The sequence below is a fragment of the uncultured Marinobacter sp. genome, assembly GCF_963974375.1.
GTDB lineage: Bacteria > Pseudomonadota > Gammaproteobacteria > Pseudomonadales > Oleiphilaceae > Marinobacter.
This window is the reverse complement of sequence record NZ_CAXBDN010000335.1, coordinates 1-3,767: the sequence shown is the minus strand read 5'-3', so window position 1 is coordinate 3,767 and position 3,767 is coordinate 1. Positions and strand designations below refer to the sequence as shown.

Sequence of the window (3,767 nt, the reverse complement as noted above, 5' to 3'; positions counted from 1 at the left end):
GGCATTTACAGTATTCAGGGTAAAGGTTTTCAGGCCACTGAAACTGAATTCCAGTCCGGGCCGGTCGGTCATTGGCCGGGGGAAACGGTACTGCCCCGGACGCCCCTGTTCCGCCAGCTTCGCCACCCGGGGGCCACCCGGATAATCGAGCCCAAGCATCTTCGCGGTTTTATCAAAAGCCTCACCGGCGGCATCGTCCACCGATTCGCCCAACAGGGTGTAACGTCCGATACCCTCGACCTGGACCAGCTGGGTATGGCCACCGGAGACCAGCAGCGCCACGAAGGGAAAGGCCGGAGGCGTCGGCTCCAGCATGGGGGCCAGCAGATGGCCTTCCATGTGATGAACTCCCAGCACGGGAATATCCAGCGCCATGCCCAGGGCATGGGCCACAGCTCCCCCCACCATCAGTGCGCCGACAAGTCCCGGACCGGCGGTGTAGGCCACACCCGAGAGATCCTTGCGGTGACACCCTGCAGTGGCCAGCACCTGGTCACATAAAGGCAACAACTTCCGGACATGATCCCGGGAGGCCAGCTCCGGCACCACCCCGCCGTAATCGGCATGCAGATCAATCTGGCTGAACAAGGCATCCGCCAGCAGCCCTTTTTCGCTGTGGTAAAGCGCCACACCGGTTTCATCACAGGATGTTTCGATTCCCAGAATCAGCATATCCGGGGGGTCCTCATGTCATACTACGCGGTTGGAAAGCCCGATCGGGCCGCATTCTACCAGAAACGCTGGCGATAGTTTCACCAGATGATTGACGTTGGTGGTCACCGGGCGCTATCATTGCCGCCCTTAAATAGCACTGGTCGCGCTTTGAGCGATTCTTTAACCGAATTCATAGGTAGGTGATCTTTAATGCCAGCTGTTAAAGTGAAAGAGAATGAACCGTTTGACGTAGCCCTGCGTCGTTTCAAGCGTTCCTGCGAAAAAGCCGGTGTACTTTCCGAAGTGCGTCGTCGTGAGCACTACGAGAAGCCGACATCCGTTCGCAAACGCAAAGCTGCAGCTGCCGTCAAGCGTCATCTCAAGAAGCTTCAGCGGGAACAGCGCAAGTTCGAGCGTCTGTACTAAGGGCGTAGCCCTTGGGCCTCACGGTCTAAGTGCGCCTCAGCCGATCCGGTGTGGGCATTGCCCGCCGGAAACCGGCTCTCAAAAATGCCGCCGAGGTCAGGCTTCGGCGGCATTTTTGGCTATTGTGAAATCAGCCCTGTTGTAGCGTTAAACCGAAAGCCTTTCGGGCTTATCCGGCACGTCAGGAGTGAGCATGAGCGGACTGATCCCCCAGCGCTTTGTCGAGGACCTGCTGGACAGGACAGATCTCGCCGAGCTGATTGGCTCTCGCATCACGCTGAAGAAAGCCGGCGCCAACTACAAGGCCTGCTGCCCCTTCCACGACGAGAAAACGCCCTCCTTCAACGTTCGGCCAGACAAGGGCTTCTATCACTGTTTTGGTTGTGGCGCCCACGGAGATGCCATCAGCTTCATCCGTGAATTTGAAGGCCTCGGTTTTACCGAAGCGGTAGAGGAGCTGGCACGAAGAGCCGGCCTCGAAGTGCCCTACGATCAGAGCGCACGTCGGGAAATGCAGCAGACCCGATCGCTGACTGATGCGCTGGACTTCGCCGCACGTTTCTATCAGGAGCGGCTGGCCAGTACCGAAGGTGAGCTGGCGCGCAGTTATCTCAGCGAGCGGGGCCTTAACGCCGAGATCATCGCCCGCTACCAGGTTGGCTATGCCCCTGGCAGCGGGGCAGCGTTGTTCAGCGCTGCCAGCCGCGAGCTGCAGGGGCCACTGCTGGAAACCCGGACTGTGTCCGATCAGTACGGCCGGCCCCGGGACCTGTTCCGTAATCGGGTAATGTTTCCGATACGCAACACCCGTGGTCGCACCGTGGCCTTTGGCGGTCGCACCCTGGGCGACGACAAGGCGAAGTACATCAATTCGCCGGAATCCGACGCGTTTCACAAAAGTCGCGAAATATACGGCCTGTACGAAGCGAAACAGGCACTACGGCAGATCGACCGCCTGCTGGTGGTCGAAGGCTACATGGATGTCATTGCCCTGACCCAGCACGGTATCGACTATGCTGTGGCGACCCTTGGCACGGCCACCAATCAGGACAGCCTGACGGCCCTGCTGAAGCAGGCGCGGCATCTGATATTCTGCTTTGATGGTGACGCCGCGGGCTACAGAGCAGCAGACAAGGCCATGGATAATGCCCTGGAAATGCTGGTGGATGGTCTTCACCTGCAGTTCCTGATGCTGCCGGACGGCGAGGACCCGGATACTCTGATCCGTAAAGAAGGCGCAGAAGCCTTCGAGGCCCGCATTGCCAAGGCGGTACCCCTGTCCCGTTACCTGTTCGACCGGCAACAGGCAGGGCTGGACCTGGCGCAACCGGAGCACCGGGGAGAGCTGAGAGCACGGGTTGAACCGCTGCTTAATCGCATCCCCAAAGGCACGCTGCGGGATGCCATGTGGCATGAAATGATGCGTCTGTGCCGGCCGCCCAGGCAACCCTGGGAGGATTACCGGAAGAACAACCGCGCAGGCTTTGGTCAGAACAAGTCAGCTTACAGGGACCGGACCACGGGCACGCCACCGGAACCGGTGGATGTAAAGCTGAGCAAGAACCACGTTATCTGTCTGGCACTGCTCGAATCGCCGGAGATGGCCCAGGAGATGAAAGAATTCTGTCGCCAGGATCGCGGCCTTGACCAGAGTGCCCGTTTTGCCGAGTGGATCATCAGCGAAAACATTCGCAGCCGCCGGCAACTTCTGTACGTACTTGCCACAACGCCGCAGGTACAGGTGAAGTTCCGGGGTCTGTTTGATGGCATTGAGCATTTGCCCTCACGAGACGAGGCCATGGCCAGCGCCAGGCACATGCTCAATCCGAACGAGGAAGCCACCAGGAAGCAGCAGCACCGCGCCCTGAAGGGGCTCAGCCTGTCCCAGCTGAGTCCGGAAGAACGCCAGAAGCTGAGGGAGGCCCTGAGTCGCCCGCCGGCCAACAACGAACCAGAACACGACTGACGGGTCAGGCAACAGATCCTCGATGCCAGACCTTGAAACTGAAGCGACTGATCACCATCTAACCATCCGGTGGCAGTCGTTTTACACGACAGCTATAATGGCTGTTTACCTTTTTTCCTTTCGATCATCACGTTCACAGGGTGTCTATGTCAGGCAATACTCAGAAATCCCGTTTGAAAGACCTCATTGCCCGAGGTAAAGAACAAGGTTACCTGACTTACGCCGAGGTCAACGACCATTTGCCAGAGGATATCGCGGATCCGGATCAGGTAGAAGACATCATCCGCATGATCAACGATATGGGCATCCAGGTCTGCGAGGAAACTCCCGACGCCGATACCCTGATCATGACCGAGGGTGACTCCACCGCCGACGAAGCCGCCGCTGCAGAAGCTGCTGCCGCCCTGGCCGCCGTGGAATCCGACGCCGGCCGCACCACCGACCCGGTCCGCATGTATATGCGTGAAATGGGCACTGTGGAGCTGCTGACCCGCGAAGGCGAGATCGTGATCGCCAAACGCATCGAGGAAGGCATCCGGGATGTGATGGCGGCCATCGCTCATTTTCCGGGTACTGCTGGCACCGTTATCCAGGCTTACGACCGGATCATCGAGAATGAAGGCCGGATCAGCGACATCGTTTCCGGCTTCCTCGATCCGGACGATGCCGAGCCGTTCATGGGGGAAGAGACGCCCGAAGAGACCGTGGACGACACCGAAAC

At 59.1% G+C, this 3,767-nt stretch carries 4 protein-coding genes; 3 read left to right on the top strand and 1 reads right to left on the bottom strand.

Annotated features, from left to right (window positions below; genetic code table 11):
• The coding region (gene tsaD / locus AAC035_RS19490; protein ID WP_339806775.1) for a tRNA (adenosine(37)-N6)-threonylcarbamoyltransferase complex transferase subunit TsaD at positions 1–672 on the bottom strand (672 nt) is incomplete at its 3' end.
• A 192-nt stretch (positions 673–864) separates the two neighbouring features.
• Here tsaD and rpsU point away from each other — a divergent pair.
• The 3 genes from rpsU to AAC035_RS19475 form a co-directional block, all read left to right on the top strand.
• On the top strand, positions 865–1,080 hold the full coding sequence (gene rpsU / locus AAC035_RS19485) for a 30S ribosomal protein S21 (protein ID WP_072794797.1): 216 nt from the start codon (positions 865–867) through the stop codon (positions 1,078–1,080).
• A 193-nt stretch (positions 1,081–1,273) separates the two neighbouring features.
• A complete protein-coding gene (gene dnaG / locus AAC035_RS19480) occupies positions 1,274–3,046 on the top strand; it encodes a DNA primase (RefSeq protein WP_339806774.1) in 1,773 nt (590 codons plus the stop codon).
• 146 nt (positions 3,047–3,192) lie between these two features.
• Positions 3,193–3,767: RNA polymerase sigma factor region1.1 domain-containing protein (locus tag AAC035_RS19475; RefSeq protein WP_339806773.1), on the top strand; the 575-nt coding region annotated here is incomplete at its 3' end.

Coding starts and splice junctions, on each gene's coding strand:
- rpsU (WP_072794797.1), top strand. CDS start 865: ATGCCAGCTGTTAAAGTGAAAGAGAATGAACCGTTTGACGTAGCCCTG.
- dnaG (WP_339806774.1), top strand. CDS start 1,274: ATGAGCGGACTGATCCCCCAGCGCTTTGTCGAGGACCTGCTGGACAGG.